The organism is Reticulibacter mediterranei (assembly GCF_016587455.1).
Map to the genome: position 1 here is coordinate 3,555,845 of NZ_BNJK01000001.1, position 22,810 is coordinate 3,578,654.

Genomic DNA, 22,810 nt, shown 5'->3' on the forward strand with positions numbered 1-22,810 from the left:
GATACAAGAGGCTCTGTTATCTTTAGCCAATCACCCCATCTACATTAGGTAATGCTAATACACTAGTTCCTCACTCGGATATTAGCATTACCTAACAGATATTGTCAAGGTTAAACGCTTGATAAATGGTGAAATCGGCTATGATAACCAGGTAGTTTTCACAGAAAAGTGGGTTGGAATGCGCATTGGACGCGCCGTCATTGGATATCCAACATATAAGAAGGCGACGATAAGATCGTCTTTCTTCAGGCCAAACCAGCGCTTGACCATTGGATCATATGCGGTATCTCCTGTGCGCCACACGGTCGCCAATCCTATCTCTTCTGCCGCCAGCATCATATTCTGAACGGCAGCGCCAGCAGCTTCGACGCATTCGATAGGATAGTCGCCTTGCAGTTGTTGCACCTCAGTAATGGCAACAACGACAATGACGGGAGCACGCATAGGCTTTGCGCGTTCTCGCAGCATTTTTTTCTGGAGATTGGCAACAGGGATAGGTTCATGAGAGGATTGTTCGAGGCGTGTTTTCAGTGAGTTGGCCATCACATCGCCCAGAGCTTGACGCGCAGAACCAGTCAGCACAAAAAAGCGCCAGGGTTCAGTAACGTGATGGCTGGGGGCGAAAGTACCGGCTTCTAAAAGCCGCTCAATTGCTTCACGCGACGGCTGCTCCTGCGACACGTGGCCAACGCTGCGACGTTGCTTAATTGTGTTCAGGACTTGCACATTCTGCGTGCGCTCAAAGAAGATTTTCTTCTCTACAGTATTGTCCATACCAGTACACCCTTTTCTTTACAGGACAACGGCTTGACGAGGAGCATCAACCATCATAGTTTTTCTCTCCCTCGATAAACTTATGCACTTCCTAACAGGATTGATGTCGCCACCACAAGCGCTCCACCACCCACAACCTGAACGATCGATAACCACCAGCTTGTTCCAAAGAACTTCGCACGAATGCCAGCAATAGCAAACAACTCGATTACAACAACGATATATGTGACATAGAGCGCTATTTGCACATTTGGAATCAAGAAGGGCAGCGTATGTCCCGCTCCACTCAGGAAGGTTGCCAGGCCAGTAATAATACCGCGCAGGATCGGTTTGCCGCGCCCGGTGAGGTCGCCATCGTCCGAGAGCGCTTCTGAGAAAGCCATACTGATGCCTGCGCCGAGTGCAGAGGCCATACCTACCAAAAAGACCGTAAAGGCGACATGCGAGACAAAAGCGACGGCAAAAATAGGTGCCAATGTCGAGACCGAACCATCCATCAGACCGGTTAGCGCTGGCTGCACAATCTGCAACACAAAATCGCGATCCTTGCCGCCGAGTTCCTCTTTTTCTACAGGCTGTGGTGCCGCCTGGGGAGCTTGATAATCCAGACCACGCACCAGAGGTTCATTCCAGGCCGGATGCAAGGCTGGCTGTGGCGTGTTTGCAACAGGCCGTACCAGTGGCGATGTCACCACCTGCTGAGGTGCCAATGCTCCGGTACTCCCGCTCGGACCAGATTTATTCGCGGTGAAACTATACCACTGCTGATCCGGGCCAAAAAAGCTCACCCGGAATAATGGGGTCGATCCTTGCTGTGGCGCTGTTTGCGCGCCTCGTTCAACAGCCTGACCGCCCTGATAGCGTGGATCTCGCTCTGAACCAGCAGGCTTGCCGGGTACTTTGACAGCTGCCATACGTCCCCCAGTCACAATGGGAGGCGTAATCTGCCATTTTCCACTCGGCTCATCTGTTTTCCACTCGTCTGTTTTCCAATCATTGGCGAGAGGAAAAGCATCGTCATCGAAATCATCGCGTCGAACAGACGATGATGAATATGCCATTTCTTTCTATTTCCCTTCAGTCTCCTAAATTTACCCACGTCTGGGCGGTTCTTGCCTCTATCTTAAAGGCCATGCTTGTTCGATTGGACGGTTGACGCCGCGATCACCTCTGCCTGAGCCGGGCGAGACTCACGCTGCATACACCCCCACCAGCAGCCATCAAGCATAAACCTGATATTAGATCGCGTTGAGAGAGAAAAAAGAATGCCAACAGGTATAAACCGCATGCTGCTGCTATACCCATTTGCACAATCAAAGATGGCGTCTCTGGCATTTTTGTACACCCTTTATTCATCACGCAGGCGATAGCTTCTATTTTCACCTCATCTAATCATTAATTTACTTACCCGCTCACTATGTTTCAAGGTACTATGGTCAGGAATAGGACTTGTAGATAGAAGAATGTTTAGATTTCTTAACCTGGACAGGGAAAAAAGGGGGAAATCGAAGAATATTCTTAACCGATGAAAATCCACCTAACTGAGCTATCTGGCCCTATTGCTTCTCTCAAACATGTGCGCTATCATACGAGGTATCTCCGATGTGTTGTGAGCAAGGAGGGAACCAGGAATGGCCGGCAGCAAATCAAATAAAGAGGCAAAGGATCAGAATAATCGTAGAGCATCAGATGCGGGAGCAATTTCTTCGCGCTCAAGTAAGGCCGCTGGGGGAATCGGATTGCGGACGGGACGGCTACGCATAGAAGCGCAAAGAATACAGAAAGCACAGGTTGAACAGAGTTCCAATCCATCCTCGTCACGTCAGGGCACGCGGAGTCAGTCCGCCTCTGGCAAATCGGCGCAGCGAGGGAAGAGTTCGCAAGGAACCAGAAAAGCAGCTTCGTCCCGGCGTCCTGCTGGCGTCTCCCCGCTTTCTCCAACTGCGAACGATCCACGCGATACCAAATTTATCAAGTGGGCACAGGATAAATGGAATAGCCTGGAACCTCATCATCAGCAGAGTATTTTCGGATTCCTATTATTGACCTTATCACTGCTACTCTTTAGCTCACTGACAATCTTCAGCACAGCCCCTATCTGGAGTAGTATCAATAAATTTTTCGTCACGTTTTTCGGCTGGTCGGCCTATCTGCTGGCGCTGGGCCTGGTTGCCTTCTCGCTGGCACATTTTCTTGAAGGTATTCGCCGTCAGCGCTTTATTCGCTGGTCCATGGCTATTGGTCTGGGTGCCATCTGGCTGCTGCTCTTGCTGGAAAGCCGCCTGATCGCCGGGCATATGGCGGTCGGAGTGCTGGCAGAACTGCTCGTCCAACCCTTTCTGGGCTGGCCTCCCGCTGTTGGTCATATCGTTGTCCTCGGTCTAATCATCATCATTACTGTAATCACATTCCGCATCACGTTTGGGCATGTCCTGCTGGTGATGGCATTCATTCAGCGCTTGCTTGCTAGTGCCCCAGGCCAACAATCAGCACCGCCACTTCTGCTTCCGGGCCTTCCTCCTATCTCGGACAGCGCCCACGCTTCAGCCGCTATATGCACAGCGCAGAAACAATTGCCGTTGGCGAGAATACTCCCCCGTTGCGCGCCGCTCCGGGCGACGTAGCGCTCCCGTCCAGCTCGAAGAAGACGACGTTGCCGACCTGCTGGATGATGAAGAGGCCGATATCGACTTCGAGCCAGATTTCGAGGAAGAAGATCTCCTGAACGACATCAACATCCACAAAAACAAGGTGAGCAGAGTACCGAGAGGGGCGCGCACCACTCCACCACCGCTCGATCATGCCGAGCATAGCCGCGCCGTCAAAGGTGCCAGCCAGCAATCGTTACCCTTCGACGCTAAGAACGAGGGCAAGATCATCTTGCACCAACCAAACGAGATGGAGCCGCTCGCTCCCAATCCTCGCCGCGCTGGAGCAAAGAAAACGCAGACCGCCAGCGCTCAACAGCCCAATATCCAATCCACCTGGAAATTGCCAGACATCTCGCTCCTGCACAGCCCGGAGGATGTCAAACAGCAGATGCGCGGCGACGATGTAACGGCGTTGGCGCGCATCATTCAAGAGACGCTGCGCAGTTTTCGTGTGGATGCCGAGGTCAGGGCAGAAGATGTCAGCATTGGCCCCACCGTTATTCGCTTCGGCATTCGTCCCACTGGCAAACCCGAAATGATGCTCGACGAAAGAACCGGCAAGATGGTGCCAGTACGCGATGCAGCGGGTAATATCATCTATGAAGTACGTACGCGTGTGAGTCGCATCATGGCCCTGCAAAACGATCTGGCCCTGGTGCTTGAAGCCAAAACGATTCGCATGGAGGCACCCGTCCCCGGTCGTCCCTATGTGGGTGTGGAGATTCCTAATAAGAACAGCCGTCTGGTGACGATGCGCGAGATTTTGGAAAGCAAGGAATATCAGGCGGCGAAAGCAAAATCGAAGCTGGCAGTTGTGCTTGGTCGAGACGTTGCCGGTCAGGTGCGCGTGGCAGATCTTTCGCGTATGCCGCACCTATTGATTGCAGGAGCAACTGGGGCTGGTAAATCAGTTATGATTAACGTCATCATCGCCAGCCTGCTCACAGAATCAACTCCCGACGATGTGCGCCTGCTGATGGTCGATCCAAAGATGGTGGAACTCAGCATGTATAACGGCATCCCCCATCTGCTTTCGCCGGTAGTCATCGAGGTTGATAAGGTTGTTTCGCTGCTTAAAAATGGGATCAACGAGATGGAGCGGCGCTATCGTCTCTTCTCACAGTTGGGCGTGCGCAACCTCGACGGCTATCGCAAGCTACGATTGGAGAAAATCGGCAAAGGCGATACCTCGCTCAACAATCTGCCCTCGATTGTGATTATCATTGACGAGTTGGCCGACCTGATGATGGCCGCGCCAGAAGAAGTTGAGGGCATGATCTGTCGCCTTGCTCAACTGGCACGCGCCACTGGTATTCACCTCGTCATCGCCACGCAGCGTCCCTCCGTCGATGTCATTACTGGATTGATTAAAGCCAACATTCCCACGCGCATCTCGTTCATGGTCAGCTCAGCTGTGGACTCGCGCACGATCATCGATATGGGAGGAGCCGAGCGCCTGCTGGGTCGCGGCGATATGCTCTATTTGCCAGCCGATGCGGGCCGTCCAGAGCGCGTTCAGGGAGCCTTTCTCTCCGATGACGAAGCGGCGGTGCTGGCCGATTACTGGCGACAACAGACTGCCGAACACAATCAGTCTCTCGATGCCGACGATGCCACACAGCCAGCCATCGAGCCAGGCTGGGAACTCAAAGACATGCCTTCCGACGATTTCGACCTGGACGACGAGCTACTCGATAAAGCCGAGGAGATCGTGCGGGAGTATGGCCGCGCCTCCATCTCGCTTTTACAGCGTCGCCTGCGCGTTGGCTATTCTCGTGCGGCACGCCTGATAGATCTGCTGGAAGAGCATGGTATCATCGGCCAGTTTGAGCCAGGCGGCAAGGCCCGCGAGATTCTCGACAGCAACAGCGGCTATGGACAGGGTGATGAAGGCGATTCGTTGTCCGATGTCGCCGAAGAGATTGCTCAGGAAGAGCAAGAACGCAATAAATATCTGCGCGAACAGGCTGCCCGCCAACGCCAGCAACGCAACCAGTTGCCAGACGAAGACAACGAAGACGACGGTGAGGATGAGGACTTCGACGACGGCATCTACATCGAAAGATAGGTTTCAATCCTCACAAGGAAGAAGAGATTCACCAGCCCGGATGACATCAAGTGGAAAGGGAGGCTGTATGGACCAGGAAACTGTGCCTCTACGGACCATACGCCCATGCGCAAATCTCTTCTCTATTTCAGTATACCTGCACATCCAAATATAACAGGCAGATATCTCCCCAATACTTATTCGGTATGACGAGTCTGGGGCGAGCTACTCTGATCCATCGGCTCCAGATAACGAAACAGATTCGTTTTCCCCTCTTTGATGATCTGCTCCTGAGATGGTGAGGTAAGGGAGAAAGCCAGAGCAAGCAAAGCCTGTCTGATCTGAAAAAAAACTAATGCGGAGAGATGGCGGGTTTCCGCATCGAGATGAGGAAAACGTTTCTCCCATAGCTTTTCTGTACGCAGTAAAGATTCATCCAGAAGTTGCTGAAACTCGGCAGGCACCTGGAGGACTGCATGTGGTCCAACGAAAAGAGAAACCAATCCCGGGTGAGCAGATTTCAGATCAACAATCGGATCTATCAAACGATCAATCATATCCGCAAGTGGCAGCGTCACTATCTCAGGTTTAGACATTTTCTCATATATAACATGCAATTCCTGGACATATCGCTCCATTAAATGCTGCACAATAGCTTCTTTATTGGGAAAAAAGCGATAAAGTGTCCCGATAGACGTTTGCGCACGAGCCGCAATCTCGTTGGTTGTCGCAGCTTTATAACCAAGCTCGGCAAATGTTCGTTCAGCGGCATCGAGGAGCCGCCGCATACGCCGTTCACCTCGTTCCTGCTTCGGCACACTGCGCATATGTGCTGCCTGTGTCATCGCTCCCTTTTCGCCTCCTTGACTTGACAATAGATAGCCACGTTCGTATAATGCAAATAAATGAGAGCGTTTTGCTCTCATTTTCCAATCGGCCAGACCACATATGCCCAAATAATACCATGCTCGTGTAGAATGTGGTAGGCTTGCGAGGAACGGGCAAGAAGAGCGTGTCAATAGTAGCATATGACGACTGGTGTTAATGTTGATTGCTTGTTCTCTTATTGAACAGCATAAATTGGAGGTAAAGCATGAACACAGATTTGCAAAGCAACGAAGTCAGATATCAAGAGGCAGAGGCTCTGCTACAGCGCTACATCCAGTTTCTTTTCGAGAAGAACATTGATGGCTGGATGACTCTACTGGATGATAACTTCGTGATTGAATTTCCTTTTGCTCCGCAGGGACGCCCCAATCGTATTGAGGGCAAGGCCAATCTTTATCCTTATATCCAGGAAGTTCTCAACTCCATTGAATTTGTTGATCTCGCGCAACAACAAATACATTTGACAGCAGATCCTGACGTCATGGTTGTAGAGATCACAGTTAAAGGGCATGCTTCCTCTATAGAAAAGATACATACGCTGAAATACATATGGGTGCTGACGACGAAAGATGGGAAGCTGGTCCACCAGCGCGATTATTGGAATCCGCTGGCACTGCTTGAGATCAGGGGAGGCGCTACTGCATCACAAGCACAGCGTTAATAAGATTGATTTGGCGACTTGTATTCAACATTTAGCTGAACATCTAGAAAGGACTTTCTGATGGTAGGAACACCCGCAATCCTCGTCACTGGCGGCACCGGCAAAGTTGGGAGCCGTATCGCCCGTCATCTCAAAAAGAACGGCTTCCCTGCCCGCATTGCCAGCCGCAGACAACCCTCTAGCAACTATAATGGCCTGACAGAGCATGCATACTTTGACTGGTCGGATGAAACAACATATGCTCCTGTGCTAACAGGAATCCAGCGACTCTTTCTCGTCGCCCCTATTGGTGTGGCAGACCCATCTATGCAGATACTCACATTTCTAGAGCATGCTCTCCGCTCTGGAGTACGGCGCGTTGTTCTGCTTAGTAGTTCGCTCATTACAGCAGACAGTCCCGGCTTAGGCCCGGTTCATAAGGCGATACAGGAACAGCTACCAGAATGGGCTGTGTTGCGCCCATCATGGTTTATGCAAAACTTTGTTGAGGACCACTTCCATGCAGCCTCCATCAAAAATGAAGGGATCATTGTCACAGCAACGGGAGAGGGGCGAGTCGGTTTTGTCGATGTGGAAGATATCGCTGAAGTAGGTTTCCACGCACTGATTGACGAGCCACCACATAACACCGATCATATCATTACAGGGCCACAGGCATTAAGCTATGCCGAAGCAGCAAACATTCTTTCAACGGCATTTAGGCGTACCATCCGCCACATTTCCGCCTCGCCAGAGGAAGTGCAGGCTCGCATGGTTGCATCTGGCATTCCCACAAATTTCGCCGCCGTTCTGACGCACCTGGACTACGAAGGGATCAGAAATGGTCTGGAAGATCGCGTTACACCAACTGTAGAACGCATCACAGGCCACGTGCCGCGCTCACTTGCTGATTTTGCTACAGCGTATGCAGCGCTCAATGTGCCAGCAACCCACAAGTGAGGCAGGCCTCTTTTGTCAAAGAGTATGAGCTATCCTCAATAGAGATGACTCATGCTCTATTCTCCCCATCATCCTCCCCTATTACGCGTATCACTCTTATAAAATATTGAAACATTTCGATTGACATGCAATACCTATAATATTAAAATGGGCAAATCAAGTGGTGAAGTGTCAGTAGCAAGGAGACAGCAATGAGCATTCAATCCCCTGATTTCGATTCGATTAAACAGATTAACCCCTATGGTGCGTATGAACATGAGGCTGCAAAAACACTTGCCAACCCGCGCGGAACAACGTAAGCTATAGCCAGATCAAATTATTTACCTGAAAGCTCGTGAAAGCGATTGAAAAAATGTCAGATACAGAAACCGTCCGTCGCATCTCGGTAGAGGAAACCTACCCACTTCGCCATCGCATCCTGCGGCCCAATCAAACCCTTGCCGATTGCGCATATCCCCTGGACACAGTTCCCAGCACCTATCACGTCGGCTATTTTCTCAAGGACAGCCTGATCGGGATTGGCACCGTTCTCAAAGAGGCACAGGATGGCAGCACCGATAAAAAGGTGTGGCGCATTCGTGGTATGGCCGTCTCCCAAGAGGCACAGGGACGTGGCATTGGTGGCAAAATCCTGACAGCGCTGATTCGCTATGCCGCCTCGCAGGGGCTTCCGGGTGAGATCTGGTGCAATGGGCGCGTGACCGCTCAGGGCTTCTATCAACGCTTCGGCTTCACCCAGATCAGCGACATTTTCGATGTTCCCCCCATTGGACCACATATGGTGTTTGGCAGACCCTTAAAAGAGGAAGATCTCACCAGTTCATGATTGCTCTTCTTCGTCCAACTCTTTAAGAATCTTCTGATCCTGCTTGCTGCTCAGGTCCAGCTTTGCAAAAAGGTCGGGACGCCGCTGGCGGGTGCGTCGGATCGCCTCTTTTCGTCGCCAGCGCGTGATCTGGGCATGGTGGCCTGAGAGCAGCACGTCGGGGACGCGCCAGCCACGAAACTCAGGAGGACGCGTATAATGAGGATATTCCAGCATATTGCTGCCGTGCGACTCTTCCTGCGTTGATTCAGCAGCCAATACATCGGGGATCAGCCTGCTTACCGCATCGACGACCACCATCGCTGCCAGTTCGCCACCTGTGAGGACATAATCGCCTATCGAGATCTCGTCAGTGATGAGATGCTGACAGACGCGCTCATCGATCCCCTCGTAATGTCCACAAAGCAAGGTCAGGCGCGGCTCCTGCGCCAGCTCCTGCGCAATCTGCTGATTGAACAGGCGTCCCTGGGGGGTCAGATAGATAATGGGACCGCCCTGGTGGACAGCTTCGATGGCAGCAAAGATGGGATCGGGCTTCATCACCATGCCTGCTCCGCCCCCGTAGGGATAGTCATCCACAATATGATGCTTATCGGTCGTGACATCGCGGATATTGTGCAGGGCAATACTGAGCAACGCACGTTCCTGCGCTCGCTTCAAGATACTCTCGGTGAATGGTCCCTGAAACATGGCAGGGAAAAGCGTAAAGATGTCAAAATGCATGCTAAGGCCGACCTGTTACTACGTTATGTGCTGATTGGTGCCGAGTATACCAGGGATGGACAGAAAAGACAAGCAAACACAGCGGACGCCACGCCGTTAGATGCCTCTTTCTTTCTCTAAACAGGTGTGCTAAACTGGCATAGGAAATTCTGTCTTCTAGCGGAGCCTGATAGGAAAATCTATCTTCTAGCGGAGCTACAATGTCCTGGTCCCAAACGCCGCAATCTCAGGTTTTCGAGGATTTACATGACCAAATGACCATACTCGTTGGTAGTGCAATACGTTTGTTAGGTGGTGAAGCAGGCGTTTTCATTGTCTCCAACGAGGCATTTGATCCGCAGAGCCACGCTGAATATACGCAATACGGGCTGAACGAGGAAACGCTCCCCCAGTTGTTCACCCATATTCAGGAAAGCATGCAGCCAAATGCGCGTCATCCACTGGTTATAGAGGCGCTGGAACCCACGCTGGCAACACAGATTGGCATTGACGACGCTCAGGGCATGCAGCGTTACTCTTTCGCTCTCTACGACGTAATAGGAGCAGTAGGGGCGCTGCATGTGCTGCGAACGACAGGGGCCACCTCCTGTTTTGAAAAGAGTAAAACGCTCAACGAAACGGAAGATATGGAGGGAGAGCTACATCTCTATATGGCCCAGCTCGCCACCAGCCTGCGCTTTGCCCTCAAATCACAATCGCTCGTGCGCGAACAGGGCAGACTGGCCGCCATCTTCCGCTATAGCACCGAAGGTATCCTGACCGTCGATAATGCACTACGAATTATCGATTTCAATCCAGCAATGGAGAGGCTGACCGGCTGGAACGAGAGTGAAGTGCTGGGACAGTTTTACTTTAAAGTCCTGCGCCCGAAGGATCGGCAGGGAAACGACCTGGGCCTGCAAGACTCGCCCATTTTACAGGCTTTCGCCGGCCAGATCGTTCTGAATCGGGACATGCGCCTGACGACGCGCGACCAGCAATGCTTCGATGCAAGGGTGAGCGCCTCATGTGTGCGCTCGGCCAGAGGAGAGCCGATTAACGGCATCCTGACGATACGGGACGTGACCCGTGAACGCGAACAGGAAGAACAGCGCTCAACCTTTATCTCGGTGATCTCGCATGAGCTACAGACGCCCATCGCCATTATTAAAGGCTATGCCTCGACGCTGGCTCGTGCCGATGCTCGCTGGGAAACGAAAACGTTGCGCTCACGGCTGGTTGCGATAGAGGAGGAGGCCGATCGGCTCAATAAACTGGTTGGGAATCTGCTTTACGCCTCACGCATTCAGGCCAACGGTCTGCAAATGGATGTGGCCGCACTTGATCTGGGGCCATTAATACAGAAAGTCGTGCGTCGCCTGCGCGCCAAGAGTAAGGAAGTAGAGATCACACTGGACATTCCAGACAACCTACCGGCGGTCATGGCCGACAGAGAACGTATTGAAGAAGTCTTACAAAATCTGCTGGATAATGCGATCAAGTATTCGCCACGCGAACGCGTGGTCCATATCAGTATCCATGCGACAGGAGAGGAAGTCGTTGTGAGCGTACGAGACACCGGCATGGGCATCTCGCTACGGGACCAGGAACAGGTATTTGAGCGCTTTCATCGCGTCGGCGACTCTATGACACAATCAACTCCCGGCGCGGGCTTAGGGCTGTACATCTGTCGCGCTATCGTTGAAGCGCATGGAGGACGTATCTGGGTGGAGAGTACGCTGCGCGAAGGGTCCACGTTTTCGTTTAGCCTGCCACGCGAGGAGAAAGCACATTTACCAATGGTGGTGTTTTAAATGGAGAAGGATGCATTTGATCAACGAGATATGACGATTCTTATCGTGGATGACGAACCGCGCATCCGCGATTTCGTGCGTATGAATCTAGAACTGGAGCATTATCGCGTTATCGAGGCCAGCAACGGGGTAGAAGCAATGGAAGAACTGCGCGAGAATCTGCCCGATCTGGTAGTGCTTGACGTGATGATGCCGGAGATGGATGGCTTCGAGACGCTGCGAGCCATCCGCGAAGTTTCAACCGTACCCGTAATTATGCTTACCGTACGGCAGAATGAGCAGGATCGTATTCATGGGCTGGATCTGGGAGCCGATGACTATATCGCCAAACCATTCAGTCCGCGCGAACTGCTCTCACGCATCCGCGCTCTGTTGCGTCGTTCATTTATGGCTCCGCCCGCACGGAAGACGGAGATTGTGGTTGACCCCGATTTAAAGATCGACTTTTCGCGACGAGAGGTCATTGTACGTGGCAAAAAGGTTGTTCTGCGTCCCACGGAATATCGTCTCTTGTATCACCTCGTCAATAATGCCGGACGTTTACTGACGCATGAAACACTGCTCTCCAAAGTCTGGGGGCGCGAATATCGCGATGAGGCGCATTATTTACGCCTGTATATTACCTATTTGCGTCAAAAACTGGAAGAAGATCCGGCCCATCCCAAATACATTATCACCGAACGTGGAGTTGGCTACCGTTTCAAAGAATTAGATGATTAGAGCTTCACCAGGGGATCACAGGAACATCCCTGAAGGTGTGGGGAGCGTAATGTAGAAAGAAAGGATTATCTACCTATGAACAAGAAGGAACGTGTTGATGCCGCATTGCGCGACGAACCGGTAGATCGTGTTCCCGTCAGTATGTGGGGCCATGATTTTGAGCGCGAGTGGGGGGCGCAGTCGTTGATGGAGGCGATGGTTGAAAACTTCACGCGCTACGACTGGGACTTCATGAAAGTCAATCCGCGCGCATGCTATCATGTCGAAGGATGGGGAGCCAGATATCGTCCCTCCGGGCAGAAATTTCAAGAGCCGATCTTTGAAAGCACGCCGATCAAAAACGCCTCCGACTGGAAGCGTTTACGTCCACTGGAACCAGATCGTGGCTCATTTGGAGAGCAGCTTCGAGCACTCCAACTCATCAATCATGCCGTCGGTTTCGAGGCATACTTTGTGCAGACCATCTTCTGTCCACTAGGTGTGGCACAATACCTCGTTGGCGGAACAGAGCCGGTGCTCAACACCATTCAAGAGGATCGCACGGCTATGCACCGGGCATTGAGCGTGATAGCCGAGACGCTGACGAGCTATGCGATTGCCTGTCTGGAATATGGAGCCAGCGGCATCTTCTATGCCACCAATGGCTGGGCCAGCCAGGGGATGCTGACACAGGACCAGTATCATGAGTTTGGCGAGCAGTACGACCTGGAAATACTGGATGCGATTAAGAGCCGCAGCAAGTTCAACGTTCTGCATATCTGCGGCAAAGGCATCTACTTTGATCTGCTCTCCTCGTATCCAGCACACGCCATCAGCTGGGCGGCAACGCTGGAGGGCAATCCCGATCTGCGAGAGGGCAAATTAAGCTCTAGCAAAGCCGTGATGGGAGGCATCAGCGAGAAGACAACGCTGCTGACCGGCTCACCGGGGCAGGTGCAGGATGAGGTAGGCAAAGCGCTGGAGCTGACGGGCGGCAGGCGCTTGCTGCTCGCGCCGGGGTGCGCGATTGCTCCCGAAACACCAGCAAAAAACGTTGAGGCCATCCGACGCATGCTCTCTTGACACTGTAACGCGTATTAGCTATACTCACACGTAATTCTTTCCAGGGTTGAAACCTTCCGGGCTGGGAATTCTCGTGAGGTGCGACGTTACCGAACTGGCAACATTTTGCATACGTAGAAGTGCCCATGATAGCTAATTGTCGAGCATAGGGGCGGTAAAATGTTGTATAGTATAGGCAATTGTAAAAGAGAAGGCAGCGCAAAGCGCCCATTCTTGCGGATAGGTTGCAGAGAATCAGATGGGCGTGTTGAGGTGTAGTATAAATCCTCTACGTTTGTGGAGTAATGCAAGGAAACTCGCGCCGCACAATCGCTGGTATAGAGAAGAGGGTACATCGCGAGCTATGGAGCGATATCATACAATGCGGGCATATTCAGCGGGTGGAGTTGTTTTTCGCCTTGCTCCTATGAACACTTCTGAGAACAACTTTGTCATAGATACATCTGGTTCAGGACAGGGGACATGCAACCCCGAAGAGATCATCACGATGGAAGTTGTGCTGGTCGGTAGGAGCCATGTGGGAATCTGGGCGTTACCTAAAGGCACACCCAACCCTGGAGAGACAATCGAACAGGTAGCGGTGAGAGAAGTGCGGGAAGAGACGGGCCTGGAAGTTCGTCTGATCGCCTATATTGGCAGTATCTCTTACTCCTTCGTCCGCGACACGGTGCGCTATCATAAACAGGTGCGCCATTTTTTACTGGAGGCCATTGGAGGAGATACCACGCTCCACGATCATGAATACGATCTGGTCGAGTGGTTCCCGCTGCATGAGGCCTGTCGCCGCCTGACGTATCAGAATGAGGTACATATTCTCTACCAGGCAGAAGAGACGCTACAGCGCTGGTTACATCATCAGCGTAAGGAAGGGCAAAAGTAGTAGAATGCAAACCCCGCCTCATCATTCGCCGATTCGCGCACTGTTGTTCCCCTATTCCGGGGAGGAACCATTATCGTCCAGGCAAGGTTGGCGTATTATTATTGCTTGGGCGCTGGTCTTTACATTTCCAATGGTGCTTATCACACTGTTAGTGACCGTTTTTGCAGCTACTCCCTTATACAAGGCTGTCATTATACTGCTTTCAGTCCTATTGGGAGGCTTACTTATTTTCGGCCTTTCGGCCTGGGCCATTGTGAGCAGCTTTAATCGCATAGCTCGTTTACGACAGGTACAGCAGAATAAGGGTCAGTAGCCCAGCGGAGGTAGGTATGGATCTTAGCGTTGAAGGTAAATCGGAGCGTATTCCTCCTGGCTCACATATTTGTCAACTCTATAGCAAGGTGACGGAGATTCCAGGCGTGACGGCTCGCTTGATGAAAGTGGGCCTCTCGGTCTCGGAAAAATGTCTCTTTGCTGCTGCTCCTGCTCAAGTTAAGGAGTTACGCGAGGAGCTGAACAAGTTACAGGTCGATGTAGACGCTCTTCTTGCATCCGGGCAATTGGTTCTATATGAAGAGCGAGAGCCGTTCCTGGCGGGTGGTAAGCGGTTCGACCCTTACTTTCTTCTTTCGTCGCATCAGACGTTTATCGCTCAAGCACTGCGCGAGGGATGGCAGGCGGTTCGTATTTCTATCGATATGACCTGGTTGGCAAAAGATATCGCAACTCCCGAGCAAATTTTGAAGTACGAAGCTGCCTCCGATGCGGTCTTCACCTTCCAGAATGCACCCATCATTGCCCTGATGCATTACGATCACAGCAAGCTCTTACCAAGCCTGGTTGTGGAAATGCTCAAGCTCCATCCAATCTCGGTTGTTGGCAAATATATCAAGCGTAACCCGTATTACCTGAATTCAGAGCAATACATGCTCAAAATTCTACGTATCAATAAAGAAAAGGGTAATGGCCCTTCTACAAGTTAAACGCGCATATAAGAGAAAACGCGAGAATAATTGTACGGGCCTGATTTACCACGCCCCATTTATCTTGCGATTTATCATATATTTTTTGCATTAATGGATAAATCATTAGGATGAATGGGGCGTGGTAAATCAGGCCCGTACAAATGTTTCTCTCTCCAAGAGCGATATTACGAGAACAAATCGCCCAGATTGATATTTGTGTTGCTCTGACCGCCTGCCTGTTGCGCGCCCTCGGCCTGGGGTGGATGGTATGTCATCGATTGGATACCGATGCGGCCCGGTCCGATAAAGCGATTGAGGAGGAAGGACGAGCCAGCGATAAAGCCACCGATTGCGCCAAGAATGCCGCCGCCGCGCTGCGAACCAGCCACCGTCGTTGTCGTCATCTGCACTGAGGGATCTTTCCAGAGCCACGCGCCCGGCTCAATGTCCAGCGCCTCGCCTGGTGCCAGCGTCTTCTCAAAAACGTTGCCATAGCCATGCAGCAAAAGCAATCCTTCGCCATTGACCGCCGTAAATTGATCAATAAACATTCCAGTTCGGCTAAACAGGATATTGGCCGCGCCCTGCACAAAGGTAAAGTTATAATCTACGTTTCCGGTTGCCACCAGAAATTGATGCTCGCGTACCTCCACCGTCTGACCATGCTGAAGGCGAAGCGCCACAATTTGTCCAACGGAATCACGTGAGAAAGCGATATTGCCCGGACCCTGCGCCTCAGTAATAAAGACCTGCAAACCGGCAAAGAAGCGCCGAGCGGCTCCCTGCAACGACTTAAAGCCAAGCTGCACTCCGGGATGCTTCCAGAGCAGAATGTGATGCTCAAAGTAGATGGGCATCTGATTGCCAAGCATAATATCTACAACTGGCACCAGTTCCCCATCGATCGAGATCGTCATATCGCCGATTTGAAGCGGCCCTTTGGGGTTATGCAACTCACCTTTCGGCACCGCATTGCCAAACATGCTATTGGTATATTCTTCATATTGATTGGGGGGCGCATATCCACCTGTCGGGCCATAGGCAGTACCCTGCGGAGGGTGTGGTGGCCCTCCCTGCACAGGCGCTCCACATGCTGCACAAAACTTCACGCCTGGCGCGAGTTGACTCTGACAGCGAGGGCAAACCATATCGAGAACCTCCTTGTCAAACAACCAATTTGTGCCTCTGTTATATCAGTATTCAGAGGAATCGGCAAGAGAAAAATCATCTTTCAATAAACATCACTCCATGTAACAGTCAATGAGGAGTCTATCATTACATGAAGTGATGCTCGTATCGTGAGAGGATTTTATTACGTCAACTCAACTAGACGCATAGGCCCAGCACGTTAGTCAAACGGAGAATCTCCGCTCCGGTCTCAAGGTTCGGCTCCGCGATTACCTTCGCAGCTGCCTCTTTCAGCAGCACAACAGCCTGTGGCGTATCGAGATCATCATCCATCGCAGCAGTAAACTGATGGCGCAGCATGCTATCTTCGCCAGATGCACTGCGCCCAACCAGACGGCGCACATGTTGCAATTGCTCGACAGTTTGCGTTGCCACCGACAGATCTTCGGCAAAACACTCCCAGGGATGGCGATAGTGATGGCTCAACAGCGTCAAACGAATGGCATCGGCGCTGTAGTCTTTCAAGAGATTGCTTACCAGCGTCAGGTTGCCCAGCGATTTGCTCATCTTCTCGCCATCCTGATAGACCATCCCCGTATGCACCCAGAAGCGCGAGAAAGGAGCCTTACCAGTATAGTGTTCGGATTGCGCAATTTCGCAGGTATGATGGGGGAAGGCCAGATCAGCGCCACCACCATGAATATCGATCTGCGGCCCGAGATGACGCATCACCATCGAGCTACATTCGATATGCCACCCTGGACGCCCCGGACCCCAGGGACTCTGCCACGCCGGTTCGCCGGGAGCCTGCGCCTGCCACAGCACGAAATCGAGCGGATCTTTCTTGCGAGTATCATCAGGGAAGTTGCCCCGCTCGTTGGCAATAGTCAGCATGGATGCGTAATCCTCCAGGCCAATCGCACGAGCCATCGCGCCAAAATCGGGGTCTTTCTTAATGCTATAGTAGACACATCCCTCGCTGACGTACGCATAGCCGCGCGCCACCAGCGTTTGCACCACCTCGATAATGTGCGGGATCTCGTCAGTAGCACGGGCGTAGACGGCAGGACGGCGCACGTTGAGCGCATCCATATCGCGCAAAAAGCGCTCTGTTTCGCGCCGACCCAACTCGTCCCAGGCCATGCCAAGCTCACGAGCTTTGCGCAAGACATCATCGTCTATGTCGGTGACGTTCTGGACGTAGCGGACGGTATAGCCGGTATATTCAAGATAGCGCATCAGCGCATCAAAAGAGACGTAGGTAAAGGCGTGGCCCAGATGGGTTGTATCGTATGGCGTAACGCCACAGACATAGACGCGCACAGTATTGTCGTCAGACAATGGGGTAAAGGTTTCCAGGGATTGAGTCAGCGTATTAAAGAGCTTCATTATGTTCTCCTAGACCGAACAAGCGAACGGCGTTTGTGGTAGTAGCATGGGCGACCTCCTCCAGGGTCATGCCGCGAAGATCGGCCAATTTCTGGGCCACATGTGTCACGAAGAGAGGCTCATTGCGTCTGGAGCGAACAGGTTTCGGGATAAGATAGGGGCTATCCGTTTCGACCAGGATGCGATTAAGGGGGGCCATACGCGCCACATCCGGTAGCGCATTGCCTTGTTTAGTGAGGGGACCAGCAAAAGAGAGCATAAACCCATCAAAAGATAAGCACTCCTCAGCCTGTGCCACATCGCCGGAGAAGCAGTGAAAGACGCCACGCAATCCTTGCCCATGCGCACGTAGCAACTCCATCACGTCATCGTGGGAGTCCCGCACATGGATGATACAGGGAAGTTGAGTTTCGCGAGCAAGTTGTAGATGTGCGCAAAAGACGGCTCGCTGGACATCGCGAGGCGACAGCATCCGAAAATAGTCCAGGCCAAACTCGCCAATCGCCACTACCTCTGGCTCGCGTGCAAGGGTGCGCAGTTGCGCCTCCACGTCCTCCGTATAGGTGGTGGCATCATGAGGATGGACGCCGACACCTGCAAAAATGACGCCGGGATGCTCTTTTGCCAGGCGAAGCGCGAACTGACTGGAAAGCAGGTCGCAGCCTGGATCAACGATGCGGGTCACACCTCCTGAGATAGCAGCCTGAATGGTCGCTTCACGGTCGCTTTCAAAGCGAGCGGTGTCGATATGCGCGTGACTATCGACAAGCACAGCATGTATACCTTTCCTGATCTCTTTCCATCCGAGAGATCACCAGAATTTTACAACAAGCCCAACAAGCCAACGAGCGAGAAAACAGGCATGAGAGAGGCGAGCAAGGGAGGGAGTAAGAAGCTGCACAGACTATTCATCTTTTCCTGTTGATAACCCTGCATCAGCCTCTTCGTACGCTCGCCCATCTTACTCGCCATCATTAAATGCTGTATCCTCTATACTTCATTCGCTATAGTATAGATGACGGCAGACAGGGGTGTCAAATTCACTGATGTACCCGCTTTAAGAAAACGGATGCGGATGCGGATTGACCTCCGCATCTATCAAAGGATGATCCTGATAACCCAACGTAAATGGTACTTGATATAGCCTCTCAAGACCTGTGACGCGACGATTCTCCTGTCCAAAGGTCATCGGGAGCAGGCCGGGCATAAGGATCTTCACACAGTGCAAGCCGCACTGTTGATGCTCCGGCGCGGTTTGATCGATGGCGATGATGTCAGTCCCACGCTTGCCGTAGAAGTCGATCAGGCACTCAAGATCGTCTCGCAGATCCAGGCGCTCCGATGGATACTGATAGAAATCAGGAAAGGCTTGCTGAAAGGTGTGCGCGCGCGGAGTGTGATATAAGAAATCCAGGCGCTCAAACGCCTCTGGCAGAAAGTACACTAGCGGATGATCGTCTATCGTCTGCACAAGGCTCGCGTCTGCCAGCAGTTTCAATGCCTCTGCTCGCTGCTCCTGATCCAGATGGCGTGGGACAGCCAGAAACATCGCGAATTCGCGCAGGGCTTTCAACAACGCCTGCTCTGGATGCAGATGCGATCCCGCCGCAACATAGACCTTTGGCATCCCTTCTCGATCCTGCTCATCGACTCCCAATACACAGATGCAAGGGATCGTGTGATCTAAGGTGATATCAAAGGCATGGATTGTATAACCAGAACGATATTCAATATGCTCAACAAGCACACGAATCGTGGCATCCTCAACAGAACGGAGGTCAAGACGCGGCACGCCCAGTTGAGCATACCACATCAGCAAGAAGGCATCGCGCTCCACCACTTCAAGGATACCGTGAAAGATGGCCTCTTCAAGACAATTGCCCAGAGCACAACCATTGGAGGCATCAAAGACAAAGTGCGGATTTTCCTCACTGACAGGAACCCCATAATAGGCGCAGTGTTCCGGCACGAGCAGAGGCGAGCGTTGCTGAAACGAATATCCCCATACCCAGTTGCAGGTCAGATCGTGATGGTATGGCACTATCTGATCGCAGGTATGTTCTTTGTGTTGCTCGTATTGCTCCTGTGTATGCAATCCCAACGTTGTAGGATCAAGCACCGCTTTTTCCTGCTGTATCAGTTGCCGATAGCTTGCCTGTACTACTGTGTACTTCCTTCTGGGATACAGGCCCGCATAGCGCTCAATCGCTTCCAGCACAGCTACCAATTTGCTCTGTTCAGGGCGCACCGTGCAGCCAGTCCCATGAACCGTCTCCGTTGCCGAGGCCAGTTGTGAAGAGGCCAGCGGCAGCAAATGCTGGTTATCAATCGTAAGCGAAGGGACGAGGCCGATTTGCGGATCGACATAAGTAGCAAGGATCTGTTCAGCGCTTGCTACAGGCTGCTTGAGGCGGTAGGTGTGAACATCCACTTTGAGTCGCGATTGCAGGACAACGACCGCCTGTTCCGCGCTGTCTTCGGCCATTTCTCCACACTCAGCACACGAAGCCAGCGCAAGAAAAGGGTGCCGCGAACATTCCAGCGTCTCCAACGAGACGGTAAGTAAGGCGCAGGCCGTTTGTATGTGCTCAGGCCGCCGCAAATAAGTGCTGACCTCCTCAATAGCCAGCGCCGCCAATGTTCCCGCGCTGAACGACGAGAGCCAGGGTTGAGATATCTTCCCTTGATTGTCTTGCGCTTCTTGATCCTGATAGATGTAGCGCTGCAAAAGCTCGCGCTCTGCCTGCGAAAGCGCAGCCTCTAATAACCGCAGTTCGGCACAGTGCGTACAGCCCTTCTTCTGTGGCAGCACACAGGGTCCGATTATGCCCTGATCAAACTGCGTATACACAGGAAGCAGGGCTACCCGCGCCTGTAAACAGCGGTGATTGATCTCTTGTAGCATTCGCGGCGACCAGATATCGCTACAATAGACAATGATATCGCATGCTGCCAGTTGTTGAGGAGTACTTTCTACGCTGCATGAAACGATCTCATAGATGTCCGCTGTGAGCCGTTGTACATCCTGAAAGATCAGTCCTTCGCCGATCAGTCCAATCAAGCCTTTTTTAGCCCCCCTCACCATTATTCTCCCTCCTGCAACACTTTTCCACTCACCAGCACACGCACGATAAATGGCTCCATTCGCGCCAACGTTGGATCATGATCAAGCGGCGCAACAAATGCATGCATCCTATGCGACCACAGCTTTTGCAGCAACCATTTCTGCCGATCCAACCATGTCTCCGGGGCCACGCTGAATGAAGGGACAGACAGATACTTTCCACGCAAGGTTAATGGTAACGCAGGTAGCGGGGCCGCTGGATAGTCAAGTAGCGACAATCCCTTGTGGTTGTCGTGGGACAATCCCTTGCGGTTGTCGCTGTGCAATCCTTGACAGTTGTCGTGGAACAATCCCTTGCGGTTGTCGCTGTTCGGAGAATGTTTCGCTTGATGCCACCATAACGCCCGTTCCAGTCCTCGACAAAGCGCCTGCTTCTCGTCACAATCTGTACTATATGCAACGACCTGCTCGCCGGCACAGATTGCGAACGTGGGAACTTGCAACGCGCCTTTCACATCGTACGCCGTTATCTGCACGTCAGCTATCTTGAGCAGTTGATAGAGATAGTGGCCTTCCGAAGTCATGGGCATTTTGAGCAGATCGACCTGCTGAGCCTCCCTCATCTGCTCAATGGTGAGGAGGTTACACCAGTCCAACAGCGCCCGGCAGACCGCTTCATCCCACGACATTCCAGCAGCAATTCCTCGTTCATCAGAAGAGAAAACATGAGTCGCAGGCACAAGCACTGCTCGCTGCGTCTGCATATCCATAGCCCAGGTCCACATCCCATCTTCTGATGACGAAGTTTCTCCCCCCAGCAGTTGCTCGCCTGCGATGAAAGGATGCTGTTGCATCATTTCAGTAGAAAGCAAGCGCCGTCGATCCACAACAGTTGCCGCATAGCACACATACGCCTTTTGCGCGGCCTGGATGATAGCATCTCTTGCATCGAGATCTACAGTAACAACGCTGGCTGGTTCATGCCTGGATAGATGCACTTTATAGGTTGCGAGAGGAACCTGAACAAAATGATCGTCAACGGCTGTAAAAATCCCGACGTGCTCATCAACGTGGGTCGCAAAGTTTTCCAGAAACACGGCGGGATCGATTGGCTCCTGTCGCTGCACCTGCTGGATCTGTTCAAGAAACTGCGCTGCGGTTGGAAAGGTGGGACGCTGACAGGACCGACAATGAGGATGCGGCAAAAATGTATGGTCCTCGCTCACACCTGTTGCAAGATCAACCGCGATGAGATTTTCAGCCATTTCTGTAGAACCGGCCTGCGTAAAATAGCGAAACATCCCGAACATCAACAGGTTGCCGATCATGGTTGCTTTCGCCAGAGTAAGCGGCTGGCTGGTGTGAGACAACGATTGATCTTGAAATTCGTAGTGCGCACGCTGCTCAGCAGGGAGATTCGCCTGTAGCCGCCTCCATGCACATTCCCAGCACGCCCCGGTCTTCGACGAGACCAGCGGACCAGCCCAAACTGTCTTATCAACTACAATAGCCTGGTTGAGAAGCTTCTGTTGCTCAATACACAACCTGTTTAGCAATCGCGCCCGTGTTAATATGGGTCGTTCTACGATATGCACAATAGCATCATACGGCTGGATAAGCGCGCGTATCTTGTTCTCGTTTTCCCATGAAGGCGCTTCGATCAGACGTATTGTTTGTTCATCAGCACAGAATTCACGTAATTTCTGAAGAGATTGCAGAGCACTTTCATCTTCTGAGGCATCAAGCAGGTCAATATGTTTCACACCACATCGTATACTCGTCCTGACGAGCGCATCGAGGCTCAAACTGGACCCAATGAGCAGCAATTGTTTGTTGCGAAAAGCCTCGAACTGATGAGCAGCCGACGCTTGAAAGGAGTCAATAAAAACAATGTCGGGAGCATACGCCGCAAGCAGCGCCATGTCAGGAGCGGGCTGTTGATCCTGGCTTATATCTTTCAGAAAATCATGGGCCAGGAGCTTTGCCACCAGATTGGCGACCATCTTTTTTCGCTCTTCATCCAGCCCTTCCGTTATTTCCGCAAGCGTTACCTCGCCATTGAGATGAGGAACGAGGTGTACAAGCAATGCATACAGGCTTTTTCCTTTCAGCAAGAGGCTATTCTTGTTCCCTCGTAGATAGACGCCGTTCGACACAGCAATGTAATCAACATCTGCTTTAAATTTTGGGCGCATGCTTTGTGCCAACATGGTATGGTCCGTTCTTTAAAAGAAAAGTGTCCAGGCAAATAGGCGCTTCATCTCTATTTACATGGTTTTTATCGTAAAAGCAAAAGAGGT

At 52.0% G+C, this 22,810-nt stretch carries 22 protein-coding genes; 12 read left to right on the forward strand and 10 right to left on the reverse strand.

The features are described 5' to 3' along the window. Positions 1 to 138: 138 nt before the first annotated feature. Positions 139 to 774, reverse strand: a complete 636-nt coding sequence (locus tag K3T83_RS15155) for a nitroreductase family protein (protein ID WP_220203810.1) — start codon at positions 772 to 774, stop codon at positions 139 to 141. Between the two features lie 80 nt (positions 775 to 854). After that, a complete protein-coding gene (locus tag K3T83_RS15160; protein WP_220203811.1) occupies positions 855 to 1,835 on the reverse strand; it encodes a VIT1/CCC1 transporter family protein in 981 nt (326 codons plus the stop codon). 570 nt (positions 1,836 to 2,405) lie between these two features. Between K3T83_RS15160 and K3T83_RS58625 the strand changes: the two genes are divergently transcribed. After that, positions 2,406 to 3,398, forward strand: coding sequence for a hypothetical protein (locus tag K3T83_RS58625; protein WP_236064902.1), 993 nt, complete (start codon positions 2,406 to 2,408; stop codon positions 3,396 to 3,398). 274 nt (positions 3,399 to 3,672) lie between these two features. After that, on the forward strand, positions 3,673 to 5,493 hold the full coding sequence (locus tag K3T83_RS15165) for a DNA translocase FtsK (RefSeq protein ID WP_268963523.1): 1,821 nt from the start codon (positions 3,673 to 3,675) through the stop codon (positions 5,491 to 5,493). A gap of 176 nt (positions 5,494 to 5,669) precedes the next feature. On the opposite strand, the gene K3T83_RS15170 is transcribed toward K3T83_RS15165, so the two are convergent. Next, on the reverse strand, positions 5,670 to 6,317 hold the full coding sequence (locus K3T83_RS15170; RefSeq protein ID WP_220203813.1) for a TetR/AcrR family transcriptional regulator: 648 nt from the start codon (positions 6,315 to 6,317) through the stop codon (positions 5,670 to 5,672). A 248-nt stretch (positions 6,318 to 6,565) separates the two neighbouring features. Between K3T83_RS15170 and K3T83_RS15175 the strand changes: the two genes are divergently transcribed. The 3 genes from K3T83_RS15175 (at position 6,566) to K3T83_RS15185 (ending at position 8,786) form a co-directional block, all read left to right on the forward strand. Beyond that, complete coding sequence (locus K3T83_RS15175) at positions 6,566 to 7,021, forward strand: nuclear transport factor 2 family protein (RefSeq protein ID WP_220203814.1); 456 nt, start codon at positions 6,566 to 6,568, stop codon at positions 7,019 to 7,021. A 60-nt stretch (positions 7,022 to 7,081) separates the two neighbouring features. Further along, positions 7,082 to 7,960, forward strand: coding sequence for an NAD-dependent epimerase/dehydratase family protein (locus K3T83_RS15180; protein ID WP_220203815.1), 879 nt, complete (start codon positions 7,082 to 7,084; stop codon positions 7,958 to 7,960). A gap of 352 nt (positions 7,961 to 8,312) precedes the next feature. Next, a complete protein-coding gene (locus K3T83_RS15185; protein ID WP_220203816.1) occupies positions 8,313 to 8,786 on the forward strand; it encodes a GNAT family N-acetyltransferase in 474 nt (157 codons plus the stop codon). Here the strand turns inward: K3T83_RS15185 and trmD are convergent. Then, positions 8,781 to 9,509 (reverse strand): tRNA (guanosine(37)-N1)-methyltransferase TrmD, encoded by a 729-nt coding sequence (trmD, locus tag K3T83_RS15190; RefSeq protein WP_220203817.1) that lies wholly within the window; start codon positions 9,507 to 9,509, stop codon positions 8,781 to 8,783. The genes K3T83_RS15185 and trmD overlap by 6 nt on opposite strands. Between trmD and K3T83_RS57230 the strand changes: the two genes are divergently transcribed. From K3T83_RS57230 to K3T83_RS15220, 7 genes are all read left to right on the forward strand, one after another. Further along, on the forward strand, positions 9,504 to 9,629 hold the full coding sequence (locus K3T83_RS57230) for a hypothetical protein (protein ID WP_268963463.1): 126 nt from the start codon (positions 9,504 to 9,506) through the stop codon (positions 9,627 to 9,629). The two genes, trmD and K3T83_RS57230, sit on opposite strands and share 6 nt — an antisense overlap. Positions 9,630 to 9,763: 134 nt before the next feature. Next, a complete protein-coding gene (locus tag K3T83_RS15195) occupies positions 9,764 to 11,302 on the forward strand; it encodes a sensor histidine kinase (protein WP_220203818.1) in 1,539 nt (512 codons plus the stop codon). Further along, a complete protein-coding gene (locus K3T83_RS15200; protein WP_220203819.1) occupies positions 11,303 to 12,022 on the forward strand; it encodes a response regulator transcription factor in 720 nt (239 codons plus the stop codon). It begins immediately after the preceding gene. 75 nt (positions 12,023 to 12,097) lie between these two features. Beyond that, a complete protein-coding gene (locus K3T83_RS15205) occupies positions 12,098 to 13,084 on the forward strand; it encodes a uroporphyrinogen decarboxylase family protein (RefSeq protein WP_220203820.1) in 987 nt (328 codons plus the stop codon). Between the two features lie 361 nt (positions 13,085 to 13,445). Further along, positions 13,446 to 13,964, forward strand: coding sequence for an NUDIX hydrolase (locus K3T83_RS15210; protein WP_220203821.1), 519 nt, complete (start codon positions 13,446 to 13,448; stop codon positions 13,962 to 13,964). Positions 13,965 to 13,968: 4 nt separating this feature from the next. Continuing rightward, a complete protein-coding gene (locus K3T83_RS15215) occupies positions 13,969 to 14,277 on the forward strand; it encodes a hypothetical protein (RefSeq protein WP_220203822.1) in 309 nt (102 codons plus the stop codon). A 16-nt stretch (positions 14,278 to 14,293) separates the two neighbouring features. Continuing rightward, the gene (locus tag K3T83_RS15220; RefSeq protein ID WP_220203823.1) at positions 14,294 to 14,947 is read left to right on the forward strand and encodes an MEDS domain-containing protein; all 654 of its coding nucleotides are present in this window, start codon (positions 14,294 to 14,296) and stop codon (positions 14,945 to 14,947) included. Between the two features lie 167 nt (positions 14,948 to 15,114). Here the strand turns inward: K3T83_RS15220 and K3T83_RS15225 are convergent, their stop codons facing one another. The 6 genes from K3T83_RS15225 to K3T83_RS15250 all read right to left on the reverse strand — a co-directional run bounded on the left by K3T83_RS15225 (position 15,115) and on the right by K3T83_RS15250 (position 22,720). Continuing rightward, positions 15,115 to 16,077 (reverse strand): AIM24 family protein, encoded by a 963-nt coding sequence (locus tag K3T83_RS15225; RefSeq protein WP_220203824.1) that lies wholly within the window; start codon positions 16,075 to 16,077, stop codon positions 15,115 to 15,117. A 178-nt stretch (positions 16,078 to 16,255) separates the two neighbouring features. After that, entirely contained in the window at positions 16,256 to 17,446 is a 1,191-nt protein-coding gene (gene cysS, locus K3T83_RS15230; RefSeq protein WP_220203825.1) for a cysteine--tRNA ligase, read from the reverse strand. Next, positions 17,433 to 18,218 carry a TatD family hydrolase gene (locus K3T83_RS15235; RefSeq protein ID WP_220203826.1) on the reverse strand — a complete coding sequence of 262 codons (786 nt, stop codon included), beginning with the start codon at positions 18,216 to 18,218 and terminating at the stop codon, positions 17,433 to 17,435. Before K3T83_RS15235 ends, cysS begins: the two co-directional genes overlap by 14 nt. Positions 18,219 to 18,268: 50 nt before the next feature. Further along, positions 18,269 to 18,421 (reverse strand): hypothetical protein, encoded by a 153-nt coding sequence (locus tag K3T83_RS15240; protein ID WP_220203827.1) that lies wholly within the window; start codon positions 18,419 to 18,421, stop codon positions 18,269 to 18,271. 82 nt (positions 18,422 to 18,503) lie between these two features. Further along, positions 18,504 to 20,531: a TOMM precursor leader peptide-binding protein gene (locus K3T83_RS15245; protein WP_220203828.1), complete on the reverse strand. Its 2,028-nt coding sequence runs from the start codon at positions 20,529 to 20,531 to the stop codon at positions 18,504 to 18,506. Further along, positions 20,531 to 22,720, reverse strand: a complete 2,190-nt coding sequence (locus tag K3T83_RS15250) for a TOMM precursor leader peptide-binding protein (RefSeq protein ID WP_220203829.1) — start codon at positions 22,718 to 22,720, stop codon at positions 20,531 to 20,533. The genes K3T83_RS15245 and K3T83_RS15250 overlap by 1 nt, the downstream gene beginning before the upstream one ends. Between the last annotated feature and the right edge of the window lie 90 nt (positions 22,721 to 22,810).

What these genes read in the sequence shown, in the direction of transcription:
- K3T83_RS15240 (WP_220203827.1), bottom strand. Translation starts at nt 18,421, where the DNA reads ATGATGGCGAGTAAGATGGGCGAGCGTACGAAGAGGCTGATGCAGGGT.
- K3T83_RS15220 (WP_220203823.1), top strand. Translation starts at nt 14,294, where the DNA reads ATGGATCTTAGCGTTGAAGGTAAATCGGAGCGTATTCCTCCTGGCTCA.
- K3T83_RS15165 (WP_268963523.1), top strand. Translation starts at nt 3,673, where the DNA reads ATGGAGCCGCTCGCTCCCAATCCTCGCCGCGCTGGAGCAAAGAAAACG.
- K3T83_RS57230 (WP_268963463.1), top strand. Translation starts at nt 9,504, where the DNA reads ATGCATGCTAAGGCCGACCTGTTACTACGTTATGTGCTGATTGGTGCC.
- K3T83_RS15175 (WP_220203814.1), top strand. Translation starts at nt 6,566, where the DNA reads ATGAACACAGATTTGCAAAGCAACGAAGTCAGATATCAAGAGGCAGAG.
- K3T83_RS15215 (WP_220203822.1), top strand. Translation starts at nt 13,969, where the DNA reads ATGCAAACCCCGCCTCATCATTCGCCGATTCGCGCACTGTTGTTCCCC.
- K3T83_RS15225 (WP_220203824.1), bottom strand. Translation starts at nt 16,077, where the DNA reads ATGGTTTGCCCTCGCTGTCAGAGTCAACTCGCGCCAGGCGTGAAGTTT.
- K3T83_RS15210 (WP_220203821.1), top strand. Translation starts at nt 13,446, where the DNA reads ATGCGGGCATATTCAGCGGGTGGAGTTGTTTTTCGCCTTGCTCCTATG.
- K3T83_RS15200 (WP_220203819.1), top strand. Translation starts at nt 11,303, where the DNA reads ATGGAGAAGGATGCATTTGATCAACGAGATATGACGATTCTTATCGTG.
- K3T83_RS15160 (WP_220203811.1), bottom strand. Translation starts at nt 1,835, where the DNA reads ATGGCATATTCATCATCGTCTGTTCGACGCGATGATTTCGATGACGAT.
- K3T83_RS15170 (WP_220203813.1), bottom strand. Translation starts at nt 6,317, where the DNA reads ATGACACAGGCAGCACATATGCGCAGTGTGCCGAAGCAGGAACGAGGT.
- K3T83_RS15250 (WP_220203829.1), bottom strand. Translation starts at nt 22,720, where the DNA reads ATGTTGGCACAAAGCATGCGCCCAAAATTTAAAGCAGATGTTGATTAC.
- cysS (WP_220203825.1), bottom strand. Translation starts at nt 17,446, where the DNA reads ATGAAGCTCTTTAATACGCTGACTCAATCCCTGGAAACCTTTACCCCA.
- trmD (WP_220203817.1), bottom strand. Translation starts at nt 9,509, where the DNA reads ATGCATTTTGACATCTTTACGCTTTTCCCTGCCATGTTTCAGGGACCA.
- K3T83_RS58625 (WP_236064902.1), top strand. Translation starts at nt 2,406, where the DNA reads ATGGCCGGCAGCAAATCAAATAAAGAGGCAAAGGATCAGAATAATCGT.
- K3T83_RS15185 (WP_220203816.1), top strand. Translation starts at nt 8,313, where the DNA reads ATGTCAGATACAGAAACCGTCCGTCGCATCTCGGTAGAGGAAACCTAC.
- K3T83_RS15195 (WP_220203818.1), top strand. Translation starts at nt 9,764, where the DNA reads ATGACCATACTCGTTGGTAGTGCAATACGTTTGTTAGGTGGTGAAGCA.
- K3T83_RS15155 (WP_220203810.1), bottom strand. Translation starts at nt 774, where the DNA reads ATGGACAATACTGTAGAGAAGAAAATCTTCTTTGAGCGCACGCAGAAT.
- K3T83_RS15205 (WP_220203820.1), top strand. Translation starts at nt 12,098, where the DNA reads ATGAACAAGAAGGAACGTGTTGATGCCGCATTGCGCGACGAACCGGTA.
- K3T83_RS15245 (WP_220203828.1), bottom strand. Translation starts at nt 20,531, where the DNA reads ATGGTGAGGGGGGCTAAAAAAGGCTTGATTGGACTGATCGGCGAAGGA.
- K3T83_RS15180 (WP_220203815.1), top strand. Translation starts at nt 7,082, where the DNA reads ATGGTAGGAACACCCGCAATCCTCGTCACTGGCGGCACCGGCAAAGTT.